Source organism: Gordoniibacillus kamchatkensis, assembly GCF_000829455.1.
Classification (GTDB): domain Bacteria; phylum Bacillota; class Bacilli; order Paenibacillales; family NBRC-103111; genus Gordoniibacillus; species Gordoniibacillus kamchatkensis.
Genome location: NZ_JXAK01000038.1, coordinates 21,351 through 42,543 on the forward strand (window position 1 = coordinate 21,351; position 21,193 = coordinate 42,543).

At 57.9% G+C, this 21,193-nt stretch carries 20 protein-coding genes and 1 pseudogene; all 21 read right to left on the reverse strand.

Translation table 11 applies throughout. The annotated features are described in order from the left end of the window. Nucleotides 1–5 precede the first annotated feature (5 nt). The 21 genes and pseudogenes from SD70_RS20220 to SD70_RS20315 all read right to left on the reverse strand — a co-directional run bounded on the left by SD70_RS20220 (nucleotide 6) and on the right by SD70_RS20315 (nucleotide 21,181). Nucleotides 6–929, reverse strand: coding sequence for a protein kinase domain-containing protein (locus tag SD70_RS20220; protein WP_041049322.1), 924 nt, complete (start codon nucleotides 927–929; stop codon nucleotides 6–8). After that, on the reverse strand, nucleotides 913–1,686 hold the full coding sequence (locus tag SD70_RS20225) for a vWA domain-containing protein (RefSeq protein WP_041049367.1): 774 nt from the start codon (nucleotides 1,684–1,686) through the stop codon (nucleotides 913–915). Before SD70_RS20225 ends, SD70_RS20220 begins: the two co-directional genes overlap by 17 nt. Nucleotides 1,687–1,804: 118 nt before the next feature. Continuing rightward, nucleotides 1,805–2,395 carry a hypothetical protein gene (locus tag SD70_RS20230; protein WP_041049323.1) on the reverse strand — a complete coding sequence of 197 codons (591 nt, stop codon included), beginning with the start codon at nucleotides 2,393–2,395 and terminating at the stop codon, nucleotides 1,805–1,807. Between the two features lie 466 nt (nucleotides 2,396–2,861). Then, on the reverse strand, nucleotides 2,862–5,384 hold the full coding sequence (gene spoIIE, locus SD70_RS20235; RefSeq protein WP_041049324.1) for a stage II sporulation protein E: 2,523 nt from the start codon (nucleotides 5,382–5,384) through the stop codon (nucleotides 2,862–2,864). A 605-nt stretch (nucleotides 5,385–5,989) separates the two neighbouring features. Then, a complete protein-coding gene (locus SD70_RS20240) occupies nucleotides 5,990–6,493 on the reverse strand; it encodes a S1 domain-containing RNA-binding protein (RefSeq protein ID WP_041049325.1) in 504 nt (167 codons plus the stop codon). Between the two features lie 121 nt (nucleotides 6,494–6,614). After that, nucleotides 6,615–6,944, reverse strand: a complete 330-nt coding sequence (locus SD70_RS20245; protein ID WP_041049326.1) for an FtsB family cell division protein — start codon at nucleotides 6,942–6,944, stop codon at nucleotides 6,615–6,617. A gap of 39 nt (nucleotides 6,945–6,983) precedes the next feature. After that, nucleotides 6,984–7,574 (reverse strand): spore cortex biosynthesis protein YabQ, encoded by a 591-nt coding sequence (yabQ, locus tag SD70_RS20250; RefSeq protein ID WP_041049327.1) that lies wholly within the window; start codon nucleotides 7,572–7,574, stop codon nucleotides 6,984–6,986. Further along, a complete protein-coding gene (gene yabP, locus SD70_RS20255; RefSeq protein ID WP_041049328.1) occupies nucleotides 7,571–7,852 on the reverse strand; it encodes a sporulation protein YabP in 282 nt (93 codons plus the stop codon). Before yabP ends, yabQ begins: the two co-directional genes overlap by 4 nt. Before the next feature lie 654 nt (nucleotides 7,853–8,506). Further along, a complete protein-coding gene (locus tag SD70_RS20260; protein WP_041049329.1) occupies nucleotides 8,507–8,776 on the reverse strand; it encodes an RNA-binding S4 domain-containing protein in 270 nt (89 codons plus the stop codon). Continuing rightward, the gene (locus tag SD70_RS20265; RefSeq protein ID WP_041049330.1) at nucleotides 8,776–9,048 is read right to left on the reverse strand and encodes an HU family DNA-binding protein; all 273 of its coding nucleotides are present in this window, start codon (nucleotides 9,046–9,048) and stop codon (nucleotides 8,776–8,778) included. The genes SD70_RS20260 and SD70_RS20265 overlap by 1 nt, the downstream gene beginning before the upstream one ends. Nucleotides 9,049–9,169: 121 nt before the next feature. Beyond that, nucleotides 9,170–10,681, reverse strand: coding sequence for a bifunctional methyltransferase/pyrophosphohydrolase YabN (locus SD70_RS20270; protein ID WP_041049331.1), 1,512 nt, complete (start codon nucleotides 10,679–10,681; stop codon nucleotides 9,170–9,172). Between the two features lie 275 nt (nucleotides 10,682–10,956). Further along, nucleotides 10,957–11,499, reverse strand: a complete 543-nt coding sequence (spoVT, locus tag SD70_RS20275; protein WP_041049332.1) for a stage V sporulation protein T — start codon at nucleotides 11,497–11,499, stop codon at nucleotides 10,957–10,959. Between the two features lie 284 nt (nucleotides 11,500–11,783). Next, nucleotides 11,784–12,875 (reverse strand): peptidylprolyl isomerase, encoded by a 1,092-nt coding sequence (locus SD70_RS20280; RefSeq protein ID WP_041049333.1) that lies wholly within the window; start codon nucleotides 12,873–12,875, stop codon nucleotides 11,784–11,786. Further along, nucleotides 12,862–14,658, reverse strand: coding sequence for a transcription-repair coupling factor (gene mfd, locus SD70_RS40445; RefSeq protein ID WP_394297994.1), 1,797 nt, complete (start codon nucleotides 14,656–14,658; stop codon nucleotides 12,862–12,864). Before mfd ends, SD70_RS20280 begins: the two co-directional genes overlap by 14 nt. After that, the gene (locus tag SD70_RS40450) at nucleotides 14,643–16,379 is read right to left on the reverse strand and encodes a CarD family transcriptional regulator (protein WP_394297995.1); all 1,737 of its coding nucleotides are present in this window, start codon (nucleotides 16,377–16,379) and stop codon (nucleotides 14,643–14,645) included. The genes mfd and SD70_RS40450 overlap by 16 nt, the downstream gene beginning before the upstream one ends. 104 nt (nucleotides 16,380–16,483) lie before the next feature. Beyond that, nucleotides 16,484–16,714: an anti-sigma-F factor Fin family protein gene (locus tag SD70_RS20290; protein WP_041049334.1), complete on the reverse strand. Its 231-nt coding sequence runs from the start codon at nucleotides 16,712–16,714 to the stop codon at nucleotides 16,484–16,486. A 320-nt stretch (nucleotides 16,715–17,034) separates the two neighbouring features. Further along, nucleotides 17,035–17,593, reverse strand: a pseudogene (pth, locus tag SD70_RS20295) (aminoacyl-tRNA hydrolase). A gap of 495 nt (nucleotides 17,594–18,088) precedes the next feature. Beyond that, complete coding sequence (locus tag SD70_RS20300) at nucleotides 18,089–18,790, reverse strand: 50S ribosomal protein L25 (protein ID WP_082053518.1); 702 nt, start codon at nucleotides 18,788–18,790, stop codon at nucleotides 18,089–18,091. An 87-nt stretch (nucleotides 18,791–18,877) separates the two neighbouring features. Continuing rightward, a complete protein-coding gene (gene glmU, locus SD70_RS20305; protein ID WP_041049335.1) occupies nucleotides 18,878–20,278 on the reverse strand; it encodes a bifunctional UDP-N-acetylglucosamine diphosphorylase/glucosamine-1-phosphate N-acetyltransferase GlmU in 1,401 nt (466 codons plus the stop codon). Between the two features lie 110 nt (nucleotides 20,279–20,388). Continuing rightward, nucleotides 20,389–20,673 carry a septation regulator SpoVG gene (gene spoVG, locus SD70_RS20310; RefSeq protein WP_041049336.1) on the reverse strand — a complete coding sequence of 95 codons (285 nt, stop codon included), beginning with the start codon at nucleotides 20,671–20,673 and terminating at the stop codon, nucleotides 20,389–20,391. A 130-nt stretch (nucleotides 20,674–20,803) separates the two neighbouring features. Then, nucleotides 20,804–21,181, reverse strand: a complete 378-nt coding sequence (locus tag SD70_RS20315; protein WP_041049337.1) for a RidA family protein — start codon at nucleotides 21,179–21,181, stop codon at nucleotides 20,804–20,806. Nucleotides 21,182–21,193 lie beyond the last annotated feature (12 nt).

Here is a 21,193-nt window from a genome sequence, read left to right on the forward strand (position 1 = left end):
CCGCATCAGGCGAGCCAAAAATAACACACCGTTCCGACGCATAGCATAATCGAGGCGGCGAAGCACACTTTCAGCCACGGCGCCGCTATTCCCGTGTCGCGCGGCCCCCGCATGTTTCGATCGAGCACGAGCTTGCGCCATAGGGCGAGCGCCTGCTGCGACGAGACGAACGTTCCTTCCAGCGCCTGCTTGAACCATCCGTACAAGCGCGCCGTATGCGGGTTCTCCCGCGCCATTTCGAGCAGCATGTCGACGGTGCGGTTTTGCGGCAGCATATGCTGGAACGAATGGAGCTTGCGCGTTTGATCTGTGGCGGCGAGCATCAAAACGGCAAAAGCGAACAAGTCGTACGAATCTTCCGCGACGCGGTCGCCGGCGTTCCACGTCCCGCGGTCGTACAGCTCCGTAAACTGCTTGACCGCGCGGCCTTTGGCCGTCAGGCCGCAGTAATCGATCAGCTCGACCCCGGCGTACCCGTACACCAATATGTTTTCCAGCTTCATATCGGCATAAATCCAGCCGTGCTTATGCAGCTCCGCCAGCCGGGACAGCAGGTTGTGGCCGATGACGTAGATCCAGTCCATGCTGCCTTTCCGCTTTAAAAATTCACGGATGTTGACGCCGTCAATGTACTTCATCACAAAAAACGGAATGCGGCGGCCGTCCAGCTCGGCATCGTCCGACTCGCGAAAAAAACGACGCCACGAAGCCGACTGTCTGGACAAAGACAAAAGAGCGTTGACCTCCATCTGGTGATCCAGCGGGTCAAAGCCCATTTTGAGCGCATACGGGGTATTTCCTTTGCGGACCAAGTACACTCGTCCGTTGGCGCCTTCGCCGAGCAGCCGCTCGATGCGGTAAACGCCGCCGCGCCAGACGCCCTTCACGAGCGTGCCGGGCGCAACGGTAATGTCAGACCACGTAGTCACTGAGCATTCCGTCCTTGCCATACGGCGCTAAAGTTGAAGCCGGCGGGGCCGCGTTCTCGCCCGCTCGTTCGCCGTCATCCCGGCCGCGGCCGGCAACGTATTGGGTGACGCGAAGCAAAGCCGGACCCGTCGGGGTTGTCCCCTTCATGTTTATTTTATAGAACATTTTGGGGATGTGCGCAAGCTCTGTCGTCCAGCCGCTGTCCATCTCCACCTCTTCGCCGGGGATGCTGCCCGGATAATGGAACACGGCGAGCCGGCTGCTGCCCGCGCGCGATTTGAGGCTGAGCAGCAGATCGCGAATCGCTTCGCGCACCGCCGCCAGCTTCGGCTTCATGCTGGCGCTCGTATCGACGAGCAGCGCCACTTGCAGCTTGGTCGTCTCGCTCAACTCGTCGATGACGTGCACGATTTGCGCGCGCTTGTCCGGCGGAAGCCGTTCGAGATCGCCGCCGCCATCGCCGAGAATGTGCTGCAGCTCTTTGTTAACCGCCTGCTGAATCGTTTGCGTCACCGTTTTGCGCGTCATCATCTGAATCGTCTGCGTCAGCTCCGTCTGCTTCACGATCCGGCTCATCCCGCCGCCGGCGCCGGCGATTTCGCCGATTTCTTCAGCACCGAGGAGGCCGAGCTCCCCTTGATCGATGACGCCGATCACGTTCACGGTAATCCCTTCCGCTTTGGCATGCGCCGCCGCGATGACCGGGCTCACCCCCACGTTCGAGCATCCGTCGGTAATCAGAATGATTTGTTTCATCATCATCCGCCTCCACTTGCCTCCTGATACTGGCAACGTTCTAGCAATCTAGTACCAGTATGGACAAATAAGCCAGAGGCTAACCGTTACGGCGTCAATTTGACCGCTTTCGTCCAGCTCACGTTTTTGCCCAGTTTCCGCTCCTGGTGGATATAGACGGCGTAGCCGGAGAGGGGGATGCGGCTGCCCCGGACACGCCCCCGCCGGCTTCGGCGCCGCCCGCCGCCGCACTCGGCTTCAACCAGACGCGGGCCGTGTAGCCGGCTTGCTGGCCGACATAGGAGAAGCCTTGCTCCGTCAGCTCCGCTTCGGTTGCAGGGACGCCGATGTTTTGCAGCATGGCCAGCACTTGTTTGTGCAGGGCAGGCGTACCCTGCATGCGCAGCGCCCCTGGCCGGTTGTCTTCAGCAATATCGTAGCGGACCGCTTGGTAACCGGGTACGTACACATAGACGATATCCGTCCCTTCCGCATCTGCCTTTGGCGGCGTCGTGTCCGCAGCGCTGCGCCCCACCCGGACTTCGGCGACCCAAGCCGCACCGTTAGCCGCTGTCGCTGCCGGCACGCTGGCCGCAGGCAGCAGCTTGCCGCGCAGCGCGACGGCGTCGGGCGGCACGGACGGCGCAAGGCGCAGCCATAGCAGCCAGCCGGCGAGCAGCATGGCGGTCAGCAGAGCGACAAGGGCGATGCGCGCCATTTTCCAGGTCATGACGGGTCCTCCTTCGTACGATTAGGCCGTTCGCCCATTCTATTATTCGTAAGCATACCATGATTCGCGGCTAGGGTTCAAAAAAGGGGGCAAGTGAGGGGAGAGGTGAAGGGCAAGAGGGGCGAACTCGGACAATCTCATAATCTAGCTTTCTCCGCCTCCGATCCGCGACTGGATTTCATCCAATGTTTTAAAGTTGAAAGCAGCTTTTCCGTGCTCTCCATTGGATTTATACCAACGAAAAAACCTCGCAACTTGTTTTTGAAGGCAATATACGGCTTTTAGTTGGACGGTTTCCAACGAAGCCCTCTCACCCAAGAAAGCGGAAGGAAAAACATTGGACCAATTCCAACGGCCTGAACTTCTTCAACGCAAGCCCGAGCGCACGGCTACAAAAAATCCCAGCTTCCTAAACGAAAAAAAGGCCTGCGGCGCCCCCGCCGCAAGCCCTCAACCTATTGTAACGCTAACTGACTGTCCGCGGCCGCTCGATGCGCTGCAGCCCGGGCCAGCGGAATGTCGCCCACTCCGGCCGGTATTTCTCGATGCGCGCGACGACGACCGTCATGTCGTCCTGGATGTCGCCCTGCTGGTAGCGGACGATGCGCTCGAGCAGCAAATCCGCGAACTCCTGCGGCGTATCCGCTTCGATCTCGAGCACCATCCGTTTCATCCACAGTTCTTTGTTGACCGCATGGCCCGGCGCGTCGTACACCCCGTCGGTCATCATGACGAGCGTATCCCCCGGCTCCAGCTGCAGCGAGACGAGATCGATGTCCAGTTCCTGCACGATGCCGACCGGCAAGTTGTTGGCCGAAATGACCAGCACCTCCTTGTCGCGTTTGATGAAGCTCGGGGTGGAGCCGATCTTCAGAAACGTCGTCTTCGCGTTATACTGATCAATCAACGCCAAATCCACCGTCGCGAAAATCTCGTCGGTCGAGCGCAGCATCAGGACCGAATTGACCGACTTGATGGCGAGCCGCTCGTCCATGCCCGACTGCAGCAGCTGCTGCAAAATCGTCAGCGCCGCCTGGCTCTCCGCCCTGGCCCGCTCGCCGTTGCCCATGCCGTCGCTGAGCGCCACGGCGAACTTGCCGTTGCCGAGCTCGACGGTCGAGAACGAATCGCCGGACAGCAGGTCGCCGCCCTTCGCCGTCCCGGCGATGCCCGTCTCGATCTCGTACTCCTTCGCCGAGCCGAACACGACCGTGCTGTAGCCTTCGCCCTTCGGCAGATGCTCCTCGCGCTTGACGGCGATATGCTCGCCGAGAATTTCGGACAGCATCGGGGCGATAATTTTGCGGCATTCGTCGAAGCCCTTCGTGTACTGGTGGATGATCTCGATCTCCACATTGCCCTCGTCGAGCGAAATGATGTCGATGCTGTGAATGGACAGCCCCAGCTCCTCGAGCGCGGAGCGGATTTGCTCTTCCTGAACGAACAGCTCCTGTCCCTCGCGCTTGATCTCCTTGGCCAGATCTTCCATCACTTGCGACACGCCGCTCAGCTGGTCGGCGACGAGCTCGCGGCTGTCGACGATCTGCTTTTTCCAGTGCTGGTCGTTCTTATACTGGGAGTATTGCTGCTTCATCACTTCCAGCACTTTATCGGTGCGCACGCACAAGCTTTTCCACTCCGGCCGGATGTCTTTCTTCGTCATGCTTCCGGCCGCCGTTCCGTCCTTGGAAGCGGCGTCGCGCACCTCGATCTCCGTCATCATATCGGTCATATATTTGTAAGTTGCGTAGAACTTGTCTTCCCAGCATTGCTTCTTTTTCCAGCACGACTCGCACGTCCGCGCGGCGACCTCGTTCATGAAGTGGCCGACCTCTTCTTCCCGCCGCACCGCTTGGCTGTCGACCGTCACCTGTTTGAACGAGCGGGCGAGCTGGCGGAACACTTCGGAAAATTGCTCGACCCGGCTGGCCGTCAAGTCGCGCACGCGGCGCACATAATCTTGCTGCGACTTGAGATTTTCCTGCGTGCCCGGCACGTACTTGGCCATCACTTGCACGATGCTGCGCGGCGTCAGCATAAAGAGGACGATGGCGGCGAGCGATTCCCACGTCGAGGAAATCACATTCGCTCCGCTGCCGATATAGAACGACAGAATCGAGGAGCCCACCAGCATGCCGAAAGCGACGGCCGGCCGTTTGCCTTCCTTCAGCAGTCCGGCCAGCATGCCGGAGAATGCGAGCAAGCTCATTTGATACACGGCGTTCGCGTCGGCGAGGCTAAGGATCAGCCCGGTAATGACGCCGACCGAAGCTCCGAGCGGCGCTCCGCCGACGAGCGCGAACAGCAGAATCAAATAGCGGGAAAGCACATGCTCGAGGGTGACCGGACCGGCCTGCCATCCTACCGTGCCCGTCATGACCGACGCCAGCACAATAATGAGACAGATGATTTCCTCGTGCTTCAGATGGTAGCTCTTGCGGGTGACGGTGAAAACCGGCAGCGCCTGCACGAAAATGAGCGTCAGCACGAGGCTGAGGACGGCTTCCACGGCTACCATCATCACCGCGTACCACGTCAGCCCCGAATGAACGAGCGCGGTAAACAGCTGGACGAGGAACGTCGTCAGGAATACCATCACGGGGGCGTTCGAAATGTCGGACCGTTCGAACTTTTCGACGCCTTTCTGAATGAGGAGAAAGACGATCAGCTCGGTGACGATGAGCCCGGTTTCCGGATGGACGGCGAACAAGCTGCCTGCGAACAGGCCCGCACCCACCCAAGGAAGCAAGTCGCCGCGCACGAAATAGATGACCGCGAAATACGCCACGGCGAATGGCGCCAGCTGCTCCAAAATCATGGCACGGCCAAGCAGCACCGCCATTCCGACGAGCAGGAACGCCCATTTGCGGGCCGCCAGCGCTTGCACGAACCGGTTCCGGGCGAACCGTTCCGAAGCCGAGCCGCGCAGCTTGTCCGACATTTCCGCCATACTCAGTCCTAATGAGAAACCACCACTTCGTTTCAGCATAACGCTTACAACACCACCTATCTCGATTTGGGTTTCTCTAGCATAGCGGGAATCTAGCGGAAAGTTTGTCACAATGAGTTGGTAGATTCGAAAAGATTTCCGACAAAAATGCGGCCGGCGCGAAACGCGGCGGAGCCTAGACGGCAGTCGGCGTTTCGGGGTTAAGCCGGGGAGCCCGGCGTCAGATGGCGTAGAGGAATATTCAGCAGATGAGGCGGGAATGTGTCGAAGGGGAGGTGCCAAACAAGGAAATTAGTGGAAAATCGTGCTTCGCCGCAACACTGCGCGCCAAAATCCCTCCCGAGCCCTAGCCTGCGTCGAATCGCCGGGTCTGGCTCGTTTTCTCCTCGCCTTTTGTTGCAGGCGATTTCAGTCCGGAGCGCCGTCGCATCTTGCAGCGGGTTCCGGTAAAGTCAATAGGCTGCAAAAGCGATTGCAGGTTTCAAGCCGGCCTCTTCATGCCGAATCAGTCAGCAAGCTCCATTTCCGCTTCCGTAAGAGGAACCCGCTCAGCTCAAGCTGTCTTTCCGTACGAGCGCACGCCCCGACAAAGCAAAAAACCGCAAGCGCGGGAGTACCGTACTTGCGGTTTCGTTTTATGCTGGTTAGTCGCGTCTAGCTCCTCGGCCGCCGCGTTTGCCTTCGGTATTTTTCTTCAAGGAGGAAATGCGCTCTTCGCTATCCTTCAGGAAGCGGGACATCTTGTCTTCGAACGACATCGATCTTGGCGCGCCGCCGCGATCGCCCCGGCCGCCGCCTCTCGGACCGCGGTCTCCGCCGAAACCGCCGCCGCGCGGACCGCGATCTCCGCCGCCGAAGCCGCCGCGCGGACCGCCGCCAAACGATCTTTCGGGTCGAGCAGCTTCAGGTGGTCTGTCGATTGTCTGCTTGATAGACAATCCGATCTTGCCGTCCTTGTCGACGTTGATCACCTTCACTGTAACGATATCGTTCAGCTTCAAATGATCGTTGACGTCCTTAACATAGTTGTCGGCGATTTCCGAAATGTGGACGAGACCGGTGACACCGCCTTCGAGTTCGACGAATGCCCCGAAGTGAGTGATGCCTGTCACCTTGCCCTCTAGCTTGCTGCCCACTTCAATTGCCATATAGGTACTTGTTCCTCCCTTAAAATGTTGAGAAAGACTTGGCTATGCCGATTATAACTGATGTAAGGAGATACGGCAATACAGGCTGGCAAAAATGGGCGCAAGTTGTTGCCGGACGCCGCTACGGGTTCGGCTTCTTCGCCGGGAAAACCGTCTCCCCCGGCTTATACCAATGGAGCTCCGTCCGAATTTTCTGCTCGACGTACTCCTTATCGTTCAAGCGCGCTACATCGCGCTTCGTCTGTTCGTTCGTCTGCTTCAGCTGCTCCGTTTGCTGCTGCAGCGCTTGCAACTCCGCCGTCTTCTGGTTCAGCTTGGACCACTGCGCAACGAAGGTCGGCAGCGCCCACGTGAGAAAGGCGACTACGCAAAAGGCCAAGATGCGCTTGCGGCGCTTCGATCCTTTATTCAGTTGGGCACTCGCAGGCAGTGCGTCAGCGTGAGCAGGCATGTTCGGTTGCGGCCCCCTGTCCTTGAACGTCGTTTCCCGTTAAAACCACCGGCGCAGCCAAGCCCATATGCGGGCGAACCAGAAGCCGATGTCCGTCAGCCACCGCGGGATCCGGACATGCTTCAGCAGCGGCCGCCACAAAGGCCGAGTGAGCCACGCGAGCAGTTTCCAAAAAGGATACAGACATTGTAGCACAAATTTGTACAGGAATATAGCCACCGTCGCCAAAAATCCTAAGAACAGTATAAAAAAACGGAACAGGGCAATGATCGGTTTGATGATCACCATCTGTACCGTTTTCACAAGAAAGCGGTACAGCGCCTTCACTACATTGATGCAGAACAGCATAAAGCGGACGACGGGTCTGCTTATGGCGGTGAAATACAGCACGATGCCGATCAGAAGCCCGAGGAAGACGAACAGCCGAACCTGCCCTTGGTTGCTCCAGTACAGGATACGGAAAATAAGCACCGTCGCCAAAATCCAATACAGAAGGTCCGTCACCGGCTGCGTCCAACGCGGGACGCGCAGCTGGCCGGCCAGCACGCGAATGCCGTCAAACAGCACGCCGAGGCCGAGCCCGCTGACGAACATCATCCACAGGGTCAGGAATTGTACGTTCAGCGTCACTTAAACAGCTTGCCCAGAAATCCCTTGGACTTATCCGGGGAGTGTGCGTCGACGTAGCCGAGCTCGTTCACGTAGCCCTCGATGGCGACGAGTCCCTGATCGAGGCTCAAGTTTTTAATGTGCAGGTTCTGTCCTTTAATCATCAAAAAGCCGCATTCCGTCTCCAGCAAAAATTCCTCGCTATCAAAGCTTTCCACATTGAGCACTCCGGAAATTTCGAGCAGCTTGCGGTTCAGCATTTTGATTTCCTGGCGCTTCGGCGCTTTCGGTTCGACCATGGCTTAGCCCCTCCTCTACACCTACCTTATGGGGGGATGTCCGGTTTTAGAACAGCGTGTACACCATTTCTGAAGGTCAGGACCAGGCGCAGGTATTTCCCTCTCGAGCCTGAGCTATGTCTGAGTTCCCTCCGGAGGGCAGGGGCTATTTCGTAAAAGTACACCGCCAGTCGACTCAAATAACGAATGCGTGCGCTAATCAGCGACTTTCATGACGCTGTCCAGGGGCGATTTTGTCGAAACTAGCGTCTAGCGTACGGAGATTCTTTGTCGAAAGAACAAATGTCTTTGTCAGCGTACGTTGGGGCGCAAACCGGTGTATAGCGACTTTTCGTGCCAAATCAGCGCCCGCTAAGTCTCTGATTAGAGAATGTGGGACTTTTCAGGTTCAGAACGTGGAACCTTATCGAGTTTAGAACGTGGGACTTTTTGAGTTCAGAACGTGGGACTTTTCGAGTTCAGAACATGGTGCCTTATCGAGTTCAGAACACGGGCCCTCTCGAGTTCAGAACATGGCACCTTATCGAGTCCAAGAATGAGGAGCTTTCGAGAAATAACCGAACACGGACGCAACCAGCAACTTGCATGACGCTGCGATGCGCTGCAATAAAAAAAAAAGACGGCCCCGCTTCAATCAGGGGAACCGTCTTGCTTTTATTCTTGCGATGTGCCGAAAGGCTCTTCCTTCAGCACAGTGTACATCGTTGCAGCGTCTTCCTTGCGGGTCGACTCCGTCAGTCGTTCCACCCGGACCGTCACTTTCTTCTGGCCGAACTGGATTGCCAGCTCGTCGCCCTCCTTCACCGCGCTGCTCGGCTTGGCATCCCGGCCGTTGATCCAGACGCGTCCCTGCTCGGAGACGTCCTTGGCGACGGTGCGCCGCTTGATCAGTCGGGATACCTTGAGGAATTTGTCGAGACGCATTACTTCACAGCTTCTTTAAGCTTGTTGCCTGCTTTGAAAGCAGGTACTTTGGATTCTTTAATCGTGATCGTAGCGCCGGTTTGCGGGTTGCGGCCCGTACGGCCGGAGCGCTTGCGGGTTTCGAACGTGCCGAAGCCGATAAGTTGAACTTTGTCGCCGCTCGACAGCGCGGTTTCCACTTCGCCGAGGAAGCCGTTCAGGACGGTCTCCACGTCTTTCTTCGTCAGGCCGCTCTTGGATGCGATGTTGTTGATCAGATCTGTCTTGTTCATGTCGATATGTACCTCCTAAGAGATTGGGTATTTCGAAGTGACGCAGGGCGTCCTTCGCTTTGGAGAGCGTCGGCGGTTTGCCATGTTCATCCTGCTCGAAACTAAGTATTCTTTGTACATTCTAAAATTCCTGCTTGCTAGACACATTTCGAGCAAGTTTTTTTGCTTCCTGCCACCAATTCTCCATCTCTGGTAAGTCAGTTTGGGCAAAATCCCGGCCGCTTAAACGTAATTTTTGCTCAATATAGGAAAATCTTTGCATAAATTTCCGATTCGTCGCAGCCAGCGCTTCTTCCGGGTCCACCTTGAGAAAACGGGCCAGATTGACGACCGCGAACAGCAGGTCGCCCAGCTCGTCAAGCCGCTGTTCGGCCGTGCCGCGGGGCTCCATGACCTCTTGCAGCTCGCGCAGCTCTTCCTCTATTTTGTCGACGACGTCGCGCGCGTCCGTCCAGTCGAAGCCGACCTTGGCGGCTTTTTTCTGCAGCTCGTACGCTTTCATCAGGCCCGGCAAATCGCGCGGCACACCGGAAAGCAGCGACTGCTGCGCCGGATCGATGCCTTTCCTGCGCTTCTCCTCGTCCTTGATCTGCTGCCAGTTGGCGAGCGCCTCGTCCGCCGTCCGCGCCGCGAGCTCGCCGAAGACGTGCGGATGGCGGCGGATCAGCTTCTCGTTAATCGCCTGCACGACGTCGTACACGTTGAACGTCCCGGCCTCGGCCTCCATTTGCGAGTGCAGCATAATTTGCAGCAGCAGGTCGCCCATTTCCTCGCACATCGCTTCCGGATCGTCGTCATCGATCGTTTCCAGCACCTCGTACGTTTCCTCAATCAAGTTTTTGCGGATGCTGCTGTGGGTTTGCTCCCGGTCCCAAGGGCACCCTTCCGGACTCCGCAAAATTTCCACGATTTCCTGGAGCCGCTCGAACGACCGGTTGCGCAGCTCTTCCCGCTCGCTTCGCGGCACCCAGACGAGCGACAGGTTGCCGTAGCCGACGACCCGGTCGAGCTCGTAAAGCGGCACTTCCTGGATGATTTCTTCGCCTGCAACGCCAAGGGAATGGCCCACGACAACCCGATAATCGTCAGGCAGCACTTCCATTAAGCCGAGCTTCACGTCCGAAGCTGTCATCGTGTCGTAAACTTGCGTAATCAGCGTGTGAATATGAGGCTGAAAGCCACGCGTGTCGAAATTCGTCGCATCCAGCAGTCGAAACCCCTCGACAGGATCGAAGCCAAAGCGAATAAACGCTTCGTCGAGGAAGCTTTCCCCGCCTTGCACATCGAGCGCCACGCCGACCGCCGGGCAACGCTCCCGCAGCAGCTGCACGGTGCGCTCCGCCACCATCGGATGGCCCGGAACCGCATACAGGAGCTCGCTTCCGCTTGCCTTGGCAAGCTCGAGAAGACGCGACGCGATGCGCTCGTACACGGCTTCGAACGCCGCTTCTTCTTCATAGACGCCGTCAAAAGACGTGTAGCCGATCCCGTGCCGGCGCAGCAGTTCCACCATCGGGTGGCGGTCGGTGCGCAAGTAGAGCGGCAGCCCCGACTTCAGCTTGTTGAAACATCCGATTGTCAGTTTGGATTCGTCTCCCGTGCCGAGACCGAGTACCGTAATTCGTGCCGCCATGCTGAACCTCCGTTATCATTGATTGTCAATCTGCCCGGGAAAGTAGGGCTGCGTTGCGGACCTAAGAATGTGGATCTCCGGCTTCGTCCTCACTCGTGTTCCTATGAATTTGAAAATATAGTGGGAACACGAGTTCAAACGCGTTCTCCGCTCCGCCTTTCCCGGTCAGCCTGAGTTGTCCCCATTATATCCCAAGCCTCTAAATATGCAAAAAAGCTTCCGCTGCGGAAGACGATTGTCGTCCGCAGCGGAAGCCGGCGCGGGTGCTGCCTTGGCTACTGCTCCATTTGCTTCGCCAGAAAGCCGGCGGCGGTTTCCGCCATCTTCATTTCCATCTGGCCCATCTTGACGTTCTCGTCCTTGCTGAGCAAAATAACGGAGCCGATCGGATCGCCGCCGGCAACGATCGGAGCGATAACATACGAGGAATACGTATCCGTCATATCCTTCGTAATGTCGTATTGTCCGGGCGTGCTTTCGAGCGCGGCTTTGCGGTTTTCCATGCAAGTCTCCACGAGGGAGCCGATCTGCTTGTCCAAATAATCCTTCTTCGAGCCTCCGGCGACGGCAATGATGGTGTCGCGGTCGGAAATCATCGTGATGTGGTTGGTGCTCTCGTACAACGATTCGGCATACTCCTTGGCAAAGTCCCCAAGCTCCCCGATCGGCGAATATTTTTTCAATATGACTTCTCCGTCGCGATCTACGAAAATTTCCAGCGGATCGCCTTCACGAATCCTCAACGTGCGGCGTATTTCTTTCGGGATAACGACTCTGCCAAGATCGTCAATCCGGCGTACAATTCCAGTTGCTTTCATGCCTCTAGATGCCTCGCTTTCTTGAAGATTAGATACGACTGGATGGCGGTGCGCTGTATGCATGAATGGAGGGAGCTTCGAATCGTAGCCATAGTATTCTTCGGCTCCCATATTCTTATACAAACCTGCCACAAGGGTGTCGCGGTGTGGGCTTAAACTTTCCGATGCAGCCAGCAATCCTCCCCGGTCTAACCTATGTAGCCGGCTCTGCCGTTCACCAATAGATTGTCCATGTTTAACAAATAAAAACAGGATACTCGTTTGGAGTATCCTGGCATTCATCATCACTTGCCGGACGGAGCAGGCGCGGACGGCGTCTGCGCTCCCGGCTTCGTCTGGTCGGCCGGCTTCGGCTGCGGCAGCTTGTTGGTCAGAATAAGCCCAGGCAGTTCTTTATCCATGAAATCGTAAGCTTCCTGCTGCGCGATGTCGTTTTTCAGGCTCTCCTTCACTTCGTCAAAGCTTTTCGTTTTGCGCGCGTCGACGCGCATGACGTGGTAGCCGTACTGAGTTTCGACCGGATCGCTGATTTTGCCGATCGGCAGCGTCGCCGCCGCATTTTTGAATTCCGGCACCCATTGGTTGATGTCGGCATCTTTGTATTGGCCGCCTTGATCCTTGGAGCCCGGATCGTCGGAATATTCTTTGGCCAGCGCCGCGAAATCGCCGCCCGCATCAAGCTTGCTTTTCACTTCTTTGGCGCGGGCAAGCGCCTGATCCTTCGTGCGCAAGTCTTTCTGTCCGGTCGGATCCGACGGATCTTTCAGCGCGACCAAAATATGGCTCACCGTCGCGACATCGTAAGCATGCGGATCCGCCTTCAAATTGTCGTCATACTTCTTCTTCAATTCGTCGTCGGTCACTTTGCCCTTCAAACCGTTGATGCCGTAGGAGCTCATTTTCAGAAAGCTCTCAACGTCCGCTATCGTCAGGTTATGATCCTTCAGCTGCTTGTCCAGACCGCCTTCCATCGCGCCGAAGTACGCTTTGAACTGGTCCAGCTGGCTTGCCGTCTGCTTGTCGGCGTCGGCTTTCACTTTGTCGTCCGCTCTGGACGCAAGAATCTTCATCGCGATAAGCTGCTTCAGCATATCTTGCTGAAATCCGGGGTCGCTGGAAAACGACGCGATCTGCGGGTTGAGCAGCGTATTGATGTTCACGAACGAATCGAAATCGCCGCGCGTAATCTGGCCGTTGTCCTTGTACGTGGCGATCACTTCGGCCTTATTGCCGGAGGTGCCGGTTGCCCCCGCGTTCGGAGCGGCCCCTTTCGCGGCGCCGTCTTTTTTGCCGCACGCGGCAAGCGAGAACGCCAGCGCGAGCGTCAGCAGGACAAGCGCCCACCTGCGCGCCGGGTTCGTTTTATTTGGCAACATTATGCAGTTCTCCCTTCGGTTTTAAAGCCTCTTTGTATTGGACCAGGAATTTTTCCACGAATGCGATGGATTGTTCCGGGGTGAATCCTTTGCAGCGAATGTGGACGATGATTTGAGGCCCGGAAAGGAGCTTCACGCGGTTGTCCCACAATGGCGTCATGGCGAACAGCTTCTGTCCGTCGAGGCGCTCGTTCTGGTCGGGGCTCATTTTGATCTGGAAGTCGTCGCCCTTCTGGCTGATCTGCTCGATGCGGTACATCGCTCCGAACGCCTTCAGCCGCGCGGCCGCAACCAGATTCAAAACGGCCTGCGGCGGCTCGCCGAACCGGTCGATCAGCTCGTCGAGCAGGTCGGACGCTTCTTCCAGCGTGCGGATGGCCGCGACCTTTTTGTAAATCTCGATCTTCTGCATACTATCGTAAATATAATCCGAAGGCAAATAGGCGTCGAGCTGGATGTCGAGCTGCGTATTCCAATCCGGCTCCTGAACCGCCTCTTCGCCCATTTCCTTTTTGCGCTGGGCAATTTCTTCCGCCAGCATTTGCGAGTACAGGTCGAACCCGACCGAAGCGATGAAGCCGTGCTGCTCTGCTCCGAGCAAATTGCCGGCGCCGCGGATGGACAGGTCCCTCATCGCAATTTTAAACCCTGACCCCAGCTCTGTAAACTCTTTGATCGCTTGCAGCCGTTTTTCCGCCACTTCGGTCAGCACCTTGTCCCGCTGATACGTAAAGTAGGCGTAGGCGATGCGGCTCGAGCGGCCGACGCGGCCGCGCAGCTGGTACAGCTGGGAGAGGCCCATTTTGTCGGCGTCGTGGACGATGAGCGTATTGACGTTCGGGATGTCGACGCCGGTCTCGATAATGCTCGTCGATACGAGCACGTCGAATTCCCCGTCGAGAAAATCGAGAATCGTCCGCTCCAGCTCCTGCTCCGACATTTGGCCGTGCGCTACCGCCACGCGCGCGTCGGGGACGAGCATGGAAATTTGCTCCGCCATCTGGTTGATGCCCTGGACGCGGTTGTACAAATAGTACACCTGTCCTTCACGCGCCAGCTCACGCTCGATCGCCTCGCGCACGAGGGCGTTGCTGTGCTCGACCACGTACGTCTGCACCGGGAACCGGTTCTCCGGCGGCGTCTCGATCACCGACAAATCGCGCACGCCCAGCATGGACATATGAAGCGTGCGCGGAATTGGGGTGGCAGTCAGCGTCAGCACGTCCACGTTCGTCTTCAGCTTTTTCAGCTTCTCCTTGTGCGTGACGCCGAAGCGCTGCTCCTCGTCCACAATCAGCAGCCCGAGATCTTTGAAAATCAAATCCTGCGACAGCAGCCGGTGCGTGCCGATGATGACGTCGACGGTGCCGTTGCGGACACCTTTAATCGTCTCGTTCTGCTCCTTCTTGGACCGGAAGCGGCTCAGCACCTGGATGTTGAACGGATAGCCGGAGAACCGCTCGCGGAACGTTTCGTAATGCTGCTGGGCAAGAATCGTCGTCGGCACGAGCACGGCCACCTGCTTGCCGTCGATCGCCGCTTTGAAGGCGGCGCGGATCGCCACCTCCGTCTTGCCGTAACCGACGTCGCCGCACAGCAGCCGGTCCATCGGGCGCGGCTTTTCCATGTCCTTCTTGATTTCCTCGATCGCGCGCAGCTGATCCGCCGTCTCGTCGTACGGGAACATCGCTTCGAACTCCTGCTGGTAGCCGGAATCGCGGCTGAACGCGTAGCCCGGCGTCGATTGCCGCTGCGCGTACAACTTGATCAGATCGTCGGCGATATCTTTGACCGCGGAGCGCGCTTTGTTTTTGACGCGGTTCCAGTCGCTCCGCCGAGCTTATACACTTTCGGCTCTTTATCGTCGGAGCCGACGTATTTCTGAATCAGATCGATCTGCTCGATCGGAACCGACAGCTTGTCGCCGCCGGCGTATAAAATATGCAAATAGTCCTTGTGAATGCCGCCGACCTCGAGCGTGCCGATGCCGACGTATTTGCCGATGCCGTGGTTGACGTGCACGACGTAATCGCCGACTTTGAGCTCCTGATAGCTCTTGATCCGCTCGGCATTCTCGATTTTCTTATCGACTTTGCGCGCCTTGCGCTGCTTTTGCGTGAAAATTTCACCTTCGGTAATGACGACAAGATGAACGGACGGCAGCTCGAAGCCCGACTGCAGGCTCCCGTTCAAAATCGTCGGCTCCGCGATGTGGTAATCCGCCAGCACGCGCCGTACGCGGTCTGCACGCTCCTCGCCGCCGGCCAGCACGAGCACTTTGGCGCCCGATTTTTTCCACCGCTCCATTTCGCTCTTCAGCACGTTCATTTGGCCGTGGAAGCTTTGCATCGCGCGGCACATGAAGTTGACGATGTTTTGCGGCTGAGCTCCCGGCACCTGACGCAAAAACAGCGACAGGAACAGCGTCGGGAACGGCCGGCGCTGCAACAGCGACTCGTACGTCTTGGACAGCACGAGCGCCGGCATTGAACCGCCTTCCTGCAGCGAATGGGTCATCCATTCGGCATCGTCCCGCTCAAGCTGCCTGGCCGTCTCGAGCAGCCGCGCCGGTTCGTCGATGAGCAGCACCGTGTCTTTGGCCACGTAATCGAGCAGCGTTTGCCGCTGCGGATAGAGCAGCGACATATATTTGAAAATGCCCGGAAAATGCTGCCCTTCCCGCAGCCGCTCGATGTCGTGCCCGATCCCCTCGAGCAGCTTTTCCTTGGCGGTGCGGTCGGTCATTTTGGCCAGCTGCGCTTCCAGCAGCTCGTAGGCGTGCTGAGCCGCATTTTGGAAGCGCTTACGATCTATCAGGATCTCCCGGCACGGAGGGATCGTTACCGCGTTCATTTTATCTACGGACCGCTGATCGGTCACATCGAACGTGCGGATCGACTCGACTTCGACGTCGAACAGCTCGATGCGGACAGCGAGCGGAAACGTAAGCGGGAAAAAGTCGATAATGCCGCCGCGGACGCTCATCTCGCCTTTGCGCTCGACCTGTTCGACCCGTTCGTAGCCGAGCTCGGTCATGCGCTCCAAAAATTCGTTCAGGTTCAGTTCGTCCCCTGCTTTTACCTGCAGCCGGCAATCGGCAAAAACGTCCCGGTCCGGCAGCAGCCGCCTAAGCCCCGCAAATGGCGTAATCACGATGCCTGTAAAACCTTGCGCGAGCTTCGTCAGCACATCGATGCGCGAAGCGAGCATTTCCGGGCTGGCGGCGGCCGCTTCGGCGGCGATCAGCTCCTGGGACGGGTACAGCAGCACGCGATCCTCGGATAGGCACTCGACTAAATCTTCGTGAATTTTTTGCGCGGCGAACATATTGTGGGTCACGATCAGAAACGGCCGCCCCAGCTCTTTCTCCAGCGCCGCGATCATCACTTGCCGGGACGAGCCCGTAAGGCCGGAGACGATCTGCTCGCGCATGCCGGAACGAACGCCCGCAGCGACCGACTGGAAATCGGCGTCCGCCGAGAACGCATCTAATAAAGCATGCAAAGCCTGCAAGTCGGGTGCACTCCTCTCACACAAAAGAAGCCTTGAAGCGCGTCCGGCGAAATGCCGCCGAACCTGCTCCAGGCCGGTTGTTACGATAAGTCTCGTTATTGCAGCGGATTGCCGAGGAGAGACAGCTCCGGATTCGACTCCAGCGCTTCCCGGCAATAGTCGCAGACGACTTTGACCGTGACGTCTCCGTCCGCGTTATACGCTATTATATCTCTCCGCTCTTCGGGGGTCAAGAAATGAAAGCCCAGCTGCGCTTCGCTCACTTCGCCCGAATTGATCTCGCCTTGAAATGTCAGACAATGTCTGCAAATATATTTCACCGACATCAGTGTATGCCTCCCGGAAAGTTCGTAGTACTTTCCAGTATGCCCAGCTCGCGCCGGAATTAGGCATGGTGCCTCGTCTGCGGGTGTTTGGCGGCGGGTTGACGGTGCCGTAGCTGCAACTGCAACGTTACTTGCACGAAACAAGCCGTCCAAGTAAGGCGGAGCGGAGGACGGGAATGTAGACCTTGGAGCGTAGCGTGCGCCTTTGAACTCGTGTTCCCGCTATGTTTTCGAATTCGAGGGAACACGAGTTCAAGGAAGCCGAAGACCCCCATTCTTAGGCCCGCAGCGCAGCCATACTTTCTCGGGAAGCCTGGTTGTTACTTGTTAAACTTGGCCATCGTCTTCTCGAACGGATGCTCCAGCGCGAATTCCATCGCTTCGACAATCGTGTCAAGGAGGGTGTCCATGCGGCCGAATTCGTCCTTGCTGAACGCCGCGAGCACGTAATTCGCGATGTCGAATCCCGGCTGCGGACGCGAGATGCCGATCCGGATCCGGTTGAACGTCTGCGTCCCGACGTGCTGAATGATCGATTTGATCCCGTTATGGCCGCCGGCGCTGCCTGGTAGCGCAGCCGGACGGAACCGTACGGCGTATCGAGATCGTCGTACAGCACGATAACGTCCTCTAAGCTTAGTTTGTAAAAATCGAGAAAAGCGCGCACCGACTCGCCCGACAAATTCATATACGTCATCGGCTTGAGCAAATACACCTTCTCGCCGTTCACGTTGCCTTCGGCAGCAACCCTTTGCACTTGTTCTGGAATTTGGCCATGTTCCACTTCTCGGCGAACCGGTCGACGGCCATGAAGCCAATGTTGTGCCTGGTCTTCGCGTATTGGGGTCCCGGGTTGCCGAGCCCGACGAAGCATTTCACTTGCGATCTCCTCCTTGCGGCAGCTGCGGCCTAAGCATAAGCTACGTAGAATATTACTCCGCGGCTTTCGCCGAAGTCAACACCGGCATCTGCTGGCGCGCATCCCGAACACCTACCCCGCCAAAACCGCCTCCGTAGCGCCTGTCTCGACATAGCGCTGCCGCAAAAGCCCGCCCCAACGTAACGCCGCCAAGTGCTATAGCAGCAACTGCAGAAGCCGCTGCCGCAAAAATGCCCGCCACAAATGCGCGAACAGCAACTGCAGCTGCATCCGAACCCCTTCCCCGCCAAAATGCCCCCGTAATTGCCGTAAACGCAATTACGGAGGCATTTTCCGTGAGACGTCCGCCTCTATTGCCCGAAAGGCAATTGAAGCAGCGCTGAGGCTACAAGCGGCCCGTTGCCATGATCAACTGCAAGCGGATGCGGCAAGCGAGCCGTTCACAACAGCAGCACAGCCACGCAATATGCGCACGAAGCTCGCAGCGCAGCGCATCAGCCGCTTTGTGCAGCCGGCGAACCCCTGCCGATCCAACAGACCGCATGCAAGCGCCGCCCGGAGAGCCCGTCACGACGCTCCGCCGACGTCGCTGCCGCCTCCACCGTTTCGCCCGCCGACTCCTTGTCGGCGACCTCCTCGGTCGCCGCTTTCTGCGGCGCCAGCACCGTCACGACCGTCTGATCCGGATCGGTCTTGATCTCGATGCCGGCGGGCGGCTGAATGCTGCTGACGAGGAGCGTGTCGCCGAGCTTCAGCTCGCTGACGTCGACATGCAGCGCCGCCGGAATGTTTTGCGGCAAGCAGCGGATTTCCACTTCGTGCAAAATCGTCTGCATCATGCCGCCTTCCTTCACGCCGATAGGCTCCCCGACGAAATCGAGCGCGATCGTCGTCCGGACCGGTTCATCCATGTTGATTTGATGGAAATCGACGTGCAGCAGTTCGCGCGTCAAGCTATCCCGCTGCACATCGGTGACCATCGCCGGCTCCTTGTCTCCGCCCTCGATGTCCAGATCCACTACCGCATGAGGATTCGAGCGGAGCAGCGCCAGCAGCTCCTTCTGGTCGATCAGCAGCGGCGTAGGAGCCAGCTTCTTGCCGTAGACGACAGCCGGAACCTTGCCTTCGCGGCGCTTCGCCTTCACTTCGGATTTGGTCAAGTTATCTCGGGTTTCCGCCCTCAGGGTCGTCGACATAAAGAAAAGCCTCCCTCTATTGGATGAGTATGTTATTACTCTGCCCAACAAAGGAAAGCTTCAATCATCGTTCGCGCTTGCCGCCGGTCAGCTTCGCTTCGAGGCTTCCTTCTTGGCCTTGAATCTGGCCCGAAGCTTCTCGGCATAGCCCGGCTTATTCGTTTGCCGCTCGCGGGCGATGGCAAGATCGCCGGCAGGCACTTCGTGCGTAATTGTGGAGCCGGCGACGACGTACGCCCCTTTGCCGATTTTCACCGGCGCGATCAAGTTGACGTTGCTGCCGACGAAAGCGTCGTCCTCCACCTCCGTCAGCTGCTTGTTGAAGCCGTCGTAGTTGACGGTAATCGCCCCGCAGCCGAAGTTGACGTTCTTGCCGACGACCGCATCGCCGACGTAGGCGAGATGCGATACTTTCGTGCCGTCGCCGAGCGTCGCATTTTTGATTTCGACGAAATCCCCGACCTTCACGTCCTCGCCCAGCTTTGCGCCGGGCCGCAAGTAGGCGAACGGGCCGACTGCGCTCGCCGCGCCGACAACCGCTTCCTGCAGGACGGAATGCTTTACGCTCGCCCCGTCGCCGACGGTGGAGTCCGTTATGTCCGCGCCTGGCCCGATGACGCAATCGCTGCCGATCACCGTCCGCCCGCGCAGCATCGAGCCCGGCAGCACGACCGTGTCCGCGCCGATCTGCACCTCCGCCTCGATATACGTCGCTTGCGGATCGACGATCGTGACGCCGTTCAGCATGTGCGCCCGGTTCAGGCGCGCGCGCATAATGCGCTCGGCATCCGCGAGCGCCGCGCGGTCGTTGACGCCTAGCGACTCGTCCGCGTCCGGCGTGCAGTAAGCTTCGACGATGTCCCCCTGCGCGCGCATAATGCCGATTACGTCGGTCAAGTAATATTCGTTTTGCGCGTTGTTGTTCGTCACCTGCGCGAGCGCGGCGAACAGCTTGCGGTTGTCGAAGCAGTACGCGCCTGCGTTGATTTCCTTGATCGCCGCTTCCTGCGGCGTGCAGTCCTTCTGCTCGACAATGCCCTGGACGCGGCCGCCCGAGTCGCGCACGATGCGCCCAAGCCCCGTCGGATCGGCAAAAATCGCCGACAGCAGCGTCACCGCGGCCCCGCTCTTCTCATGCATCGCGACCATCGCCTGCAGCGTCTCGGCGCGAATGAGCGGCGTATCGCCATAGACGACAACCGTCGTTCCGTCGAGATCGCCGAGCAGCCTTTCGGCTTGAAGCACCGCATGCCCCGTTCCGAGCTGCTCCGCCTGCAGCGCGTACTGTACGCTGTCGCCGAAATAAGCTTGCACTTTGTCGGCGCCATGGCCGACGACGACAACGGTCCTTTCCGCATTTATCGCACGAAGCGCGTCGACCATGTGGCCGACCATCGGTTTGCCGCATACGGGATGCAGCACCTTGTACAGCTTCGACTTCATCCGCTTACCTTGTCCTGCTGCCAGCACTACGCCGTAAACCGCCATGGCCGTCACTCCTTTTCTTCATCCGGTTAATCTCCCCCCACACTATATCTTATCTCCGGCGAAAAGAAAAGAGAGCCCTCATGGGCTCTCGTCTAATGCCATCCCGGCGATCAGGCACCCTCTTCGATAACTTCTTCCTCCGCTGCGGCCCTGTCGTACTCGGCCAATACAGCAGCTTGAATTTTTTCGCGTGTCGAGGAAGAAATCGGATGAGCGATATCCCGAAACTCCCCGTCAGGAGTCCGTTTGCTCGGCATCGCTACGAACATACCGTTATTGCCGTCGATGACGCGAATGTCATGGACGACGAACTCGTTGTCGATCGTAATGGAGGCAATCGCCTTCATACGCCCCTCGGAGTTCACCCGGCGGAGTCTTACATCGGTAATTTGCACTTGAGTTCACCACCTTTTGGCATCGTAAGCTTGGGTGTACTAATTCCACATTTTAGGGCAAATTCCTTCTGTGTTTACTGAATATTTAGCTATTTTTAACTATTGGAGTGTCAATACGACGCAATTCGACTCAGACGGTTGCGATCAATTCGATTTCGACAAGAACGTCTCTCGGCAAACGCGCGACTTCGACAGTGGAACGGGCCGGTTTATGGCTGCCGAAGTACGCAGCGTATATGTCGTTAAGCTCGGCGAACATCGCCATATCTTTCAAAAATACGGTCGCCTTCACGACCCGGTCCAGCGATGACCCGGCCTCCTCCAGCACCGCCTGCAAATTGCGGAACACTTGATGCGACTGCTCCTTGATGCCGCCTTCCACCAGATTGCCGCTGGCATCGAGCGGTATTTGCCCGGACGTAAACAAAAGGTTCCCGAATTTCACCGCTTGCGAATACGGGCCGATCGCCGCCGGCGCCTTCGTCGTTGCAATCAATTCTAAATTCATCACAATCCCTCT

What these genes read in the sequence shown, in the direction of transcription:
- SD70_RS20245 (WP_041049326.1), bottom strand. Translation starts at nt 6,944, where the DNA reads ATGCCTGCTCACGCTGACGCACTGCCTGCGAGTGCCCAACTGAATAAA.
- spoVT (WP_041049332.1), bottom strand. Translation starts at nt 11,499, where the DNA reads ATGAAAGCAACTGGAATTGTACGCCGGATTGACGATCTTGGCAGAGTC.
- SD70_RS20290 (WP_041049334.1), bottom strand. Translation starts at nt 16,714, where the DNA reads ATGTCGGTGAAATATATTTGCAGACATTGTCTGACATTTCAAGGCGAG.
- SD70_RS20315 (WP_041049337.1), bottom strand. Translation starts at nt 21,181, where the DNA reads ATGAATTTAGAATTGATTGCAACGACGAAGGCGCCGGCGGCGATCGGC.
- yabP (WP_041049328.1), bottom strand. Translation starts at nt 7,852, where the DNA reads ATGGTCGAACCGAAAGCGCCGAAGCGCCAGGAAATCAAAATGCTGAAC.
- spoIIE (WP_041049324.1), bottom strand. Translation starts at nt 5,384, where the DNA reads ATGCTGAAACGAAGTGGTGGTTTCTCATTAGGACTGAGTATGGCGGAA.
- SD70_RS20300 (WP_082053518.1), bottom strand. Translation starts at nt 18,790, where the DNA reads ATGTCGACGACCCTGAGGGCGGAAACCCGAGATAACTTGACCAAATCC.
- SD70_RS20265 (WP_041049330.1), bottom strand. Translation starts at nt 9,048, where the DNA reads ATGAACAAGACAGATCTGATCAACAACATCGCATCCAAGAGCGGCCTG.
- glmU (WP_041049335.1), bottom strand. Translation starts at nt 20,278, where the DNA reads ATGGCGGTTTACGGCGTAGTGCTGGCAGCAGGACAAGGTAAGCGGATG.
- SD70_RS20225 (WP_041049367.1), bottom strand. Translation starts at nt 1,686, where the DNA reads ATGAAACAAATCATTCTGATTACCGACGGATGCTCGAACGTGGGGGTG.
- SD70_RS20240 (WP_041049325.1), bottom strand. Translation starts at nt 6,493, where the DNA reads ATGGCAATTGAAGTGGGCAGCAAGCTAGAGGGCAAGGTGACAGGCATC.
- SD70_RS20270 (WP_041049331.1), bottom strand. Translation starts at nt 10,681, where the DNA reads ATGGCGGCACGAATTACGGTACTCGGTCTCGGCACGGGAGACGAATCC.
- SD70_RS20260 (WP_041049329.1), bottom strand. Translation starts at nt 8,776, where the DNA reads ATGCGTCTCGACAAATTCCTCAAGGTATCCCGACTGATCAAGCGGCGC.
- SD70_RS20280 (WP_041049333.1), bottom strand. Translation starts at nt 12,875, where the DNA reads ATGTTGCCAAATAAAACGAACCCGGCGCGCAGGTGGGCGCTTGTCCTG.
- SD70_RS20230 (WP_041049323.1), bottom strand. Translation starts at nt 2,395, where the DNA reads ATGACCTGGAAAATGGCGCGCATCGCCCTTGTCGCTCTGCTGACCGCC.